This is a genomic window from Mesorhizobium sp. M1E.F.Ca.ET.063.01.1.1 (assembly GCF_003998155.1).
Taxonomy (GTDB): domain Bacteria; phylum Pseudomonadota; class Alphaproteobacteria; order Rhizobiales; family Rhizobiaceae; genus Mesorhizobium.
The window spans coordinates 1-3,105 of sequence record NZ_RZSC01000688.1 but is presented as its reverse complement, the minus strand read 5'-3'; the positions used below and the strand labels follow the sequence as shown (position 1 = coordinate 3,105).

Sequence of the window (3,105 nt, the reverse complement as noted above, 5' to 3'; positions counted from 1 at the left end):
CTTCAACCCTGCGACCAAATATGTGGCGACGCATCGGCCGGAGTCGCTCACTTGGCAGAACACGCAATCGCTTGGGCCGGATGTCGTCGCAAGGCTGAGGCAGCTCAAACAGGAAGACGGACCTGACCTGCTTATCCAGGGATCGGGCAATCTGATCCAGACCTTGCTCGCCAACGGGCTGATCGACGAGATCCGGCTGATGACCTTCCCGCTGTTGCTGGGCAAGGGCAAGCGGCTGTTCGGCGATAGCGCGATGCCGGCCGCCTTCAAGCTCATCAAGTCACAGGTCTCGAGCACCGGCGTCATCATGGCGACCTATGAACGCGCGGGCGAAATCCGCACCGGCTCTTTTGCTCAACAGGAGCCTTCGGAAGCCGAGCTTGAACGGCGCCGGAACTGGAAGTAGCGGGCCGAGGCATACACCAAGCTGGAGCACCCCTCATCCGACCGAGCTTCGCTCGGCCACCTTCTCCCACAAGGGGAGAAGGTGAGCTCGGCACATGCGGCCCAGCAGATGTCCAGCGTCGACGATTGGCTGCAACGCCGGCGCTGTCTTCCCTTCTCCCCTTGTGGGAGAAGGTGGATCGGCGCGCAGCGCCGAGACGGATGAGGTGTTCCAGCGAGATGCTACCTCACGCCGCCTGACGATAGCGCGCCAGACCCTCGCGGATATGAGCAGCGAATGCCTCTGCCGCGGGCGCGATGGCGTGCTTCGGCAGATGCAGGTTGACGGAAAAGTTCGGCAGAGCCGGCAGGTCGGCATCGGACAGGATGTCGAGATCGGCCGGAACCGTCGAGGCAAGCCAGGTGGTCACGGCAAGGTCCGAGCGCACGGTCGCCGTCGTGGCGTCGATGTTGCCGTTCTCGAACACGGTGCGCCAATCGAGTCCATGGGTGCCAAGCGCCGCCAGCACCGCCGGACGGAAGGCGCAGGTGCCCGCGACCATCGATACCGGCAGCGGCCGCTTCAAACGCGCCGAGCCGCCTCTGGCGCCGACCCAGACCAGGCGGTCGACAGCCAAGCATTCTCCGGCGGTCGGGCCGGCCCGCTCCTCGATAACGGCGAGATCGATCGTCCCTGCAGCCAGCGCCGCCGCGAGTTCCGGCGAGGAGGCGCAGACCAGCGAGATTTCCACCTGTGGATGGGCTTCCGCATAGGTCTTCAACACAGGTTGAAGCAATGTGCCGACAAGATCGTACGGCACGCCGATCCGCACCCGGCCCGCGACCGCCTTGCCGCCCATCTCGGCGATGATCTCGTCGTTGAGCTGCAAGAGGCGCTTGGCCCTGTCGAGCAGCCGCTCGCCGCAGCGCGTCAATCTCAAGCCACGCCGGCCGCGCTCGAACAGGCTCTGGCCAAGCACCTCTTCCAGCCGCTTGATCTGCTGGCTGACGGCACCTTGGGTGAGGTTGAGCGCATTGGCTGCCGCCGTCATGCTCGCCTTGTCTGACGTGGTGACGAAGGTACGAATGAGCGTGGTATCGAGATCTCGGATCATTTCGCCATTATAGATGCTAATGCAGATCATATCAAACATTGCATTTACTGATGAGACGAAGCGCCTAGCATGCCGGCTTCCTTCGACCGGGAAAGCCGCATGTCCGAAACCATCATTCCCCTTGTGCTGTTCGCGCTGATCTCCACCTCGACGCCCGGCATCGCCACGACGCTGTCGACGGCATCCGGGGCGCAGTTCGGCTTTCGCCGCTCGGTGCCGCTGATGGCCGGCAGCGCCGCTGGTCTGGCTTCGGTAGCGGCGGCGGGCGCGGCCGGCCTCGCCGGACTGCTGGCGGCCGTCCCTTCGCTGCAGGTCGCCATGAAGATCGCAGGCTCGCTCTATCTGATCTGGCTGGCGGTGAAGATCGGCCGCAGCGGCCCGCCCAATCTCGACGTGACCATCGCCAAGCCGAACAGCTTTTTCGGCGGCGCCGGCATCCAGTGGATGAACCCGAAGGGTTGGGCGATGGGGCTTGGCGCGGCCGCATCCTTCGCGGCGCTTGCCGACGGCCCGCTGCACCTTGCGCTGCTGCTCGGTGCCGTGTTCGGTCTTTCCGCGGCTCTCTCGCTGTCGTTGTGGTGTGTGGCCGGCACGCTGCTCGCCCGCCTGCTCCGAACCGAGCGGCAGTGGCGCGCGCTTAACGTCGTGCTTGGCCTGCTGCTGGCCGCCTCGATCCTGCAGATGTGGCGGCCAGCTTGACGCTGGTTCTTCGCCCCACAAAGTGGACTACGGCATGCACACGTTTCCAAGCGGCTGGTCTTTGGCGATAGCGTGCATGGCAGCTTGGCGCATGCATAGTCTTATGCTGCGCTGGTCGACCCCCACTCCGTCTCGGCTACGCCGAGCCACCTCTCCCCCGATCGACGGGGTAGAGGAAGGCGCCAAGCTTTTTGCCGTCGACGCTCGTCCAGCAACGCTCCCTTCCTTTCCCTCCGGAGGGGGGAAAGGTGGCGCTGCGAAGCAGCGACGGATTGGGGGAACCACGTGGCAATCAAGCTTCGGCCCGATCAGTCACGTCAGTCACAGAAGATGCGTGCATAGCGTAGCCGAAGGTGGCGGCGAGGTGCCTAGCTCTTAGACCGCATAGCGCGCCGCAGGCTTGGCGGCGAACAGACTGCCGTAGAACTGGTCCCGCGCGCCGAGATAGGTGTCCAGCCCGGCCGCATCGGCCAGCCCCGGAGCGGTGACGGTTTCGCCCTGGGCAAACCCGGCAAGGGCCGCATCGACCAGATCGTCGGCGCTCATCACCCAGTCCTGATTGATCCGGTCGAGGCTGATTCCGGAAGCGTCCCAGAACTCGGTGCGGATCGGTCCGGGCACCACGGACTGCACCCTCACCTTGGTGCCTGCGACTTCCTTCTGCAGCGCTTCGGTGAAGTTGACGACATAGGCCTTGGTGCCGCTGTAGATGCCGCCGACGGCGATACCATAGGCGACCACCGAGGCGATGTTGACGATGGCGCCGCGGTCGCGCTTAAGCAACCCCGGCAGCACCGCGCGGGTCAAACGCGTCAAGGCAACGACGTTGACCTTGATCATGCGCTCGGCAGCGTCGGCATCGGCTTCGGCCACCGTCTCGATGCCGCCCATGCCGGCGTTATTGACC

General features: G+C 64.9%; 4 protein-coding genes. 2 read left to right on the top strand and 2 right to left on the bottom strand.

What is annotated here, in order from left to right; all coding sequences use genetic code 11:
* Nucleotides 1-406, top strand: a 406-nt coding sequence (locus tag EOA29_RS30615) for a dihydrofolate reductase family protein (RefSeq protein WP_149994418.1), incomplete at its 5' end; no start/stop codon positions are given.
* Nucleotides 407-632: 226 nt separating this feature from the next.
* On the opposite strand, the gene EOA29_RS30610 is transcribed toward EOA29_RS30615, so the two are convergent.
* Complete coding sequence (locus tag EOA29_RS30610) at nucleotides 633-1,538, bottom strand: LysR substrate-binding domain-containing protein (protein ID WP_189479033.1); 906 nt, start codon at nucleotides 1,536-1,538, stop codon at nucleotides 633-635.
* A gap of 60 nt (nucleotides 1,539-1,598) precedes the next feature.
* On the opposite strand from EOA29_RS30610, the gene EOA29_RS30605 reads away from it, so the two are divergent.
* Nucleotides 1,599-2,198 carry a LysE family translocator gene (locus EOA29_RS30605; RefSeq protein ID WP_126092458.1) on the top strand — a complete coding sequence of 200 codons (600 nt, stop codon included), beginning with the start codon at nucleotides 1,599-1,601 and terminating at the stop codon, nucleotides 2,196-2,198.
* 375 nt (nucleotides 2,199-2,573) lie between these two features.
* Here the strand turns inward: EOA29_RS30605 and EOA29_RS30600 are convergent.
* A partial coding sequence (locus tag EOA29_RS30600) for an SDR family NAD(P)-dependent oxidoreductase (protein WP_127222046.1) occupies nucleotides 2,574-3,105 on the bottom strand: 532 nt, incomplete at its 5' end.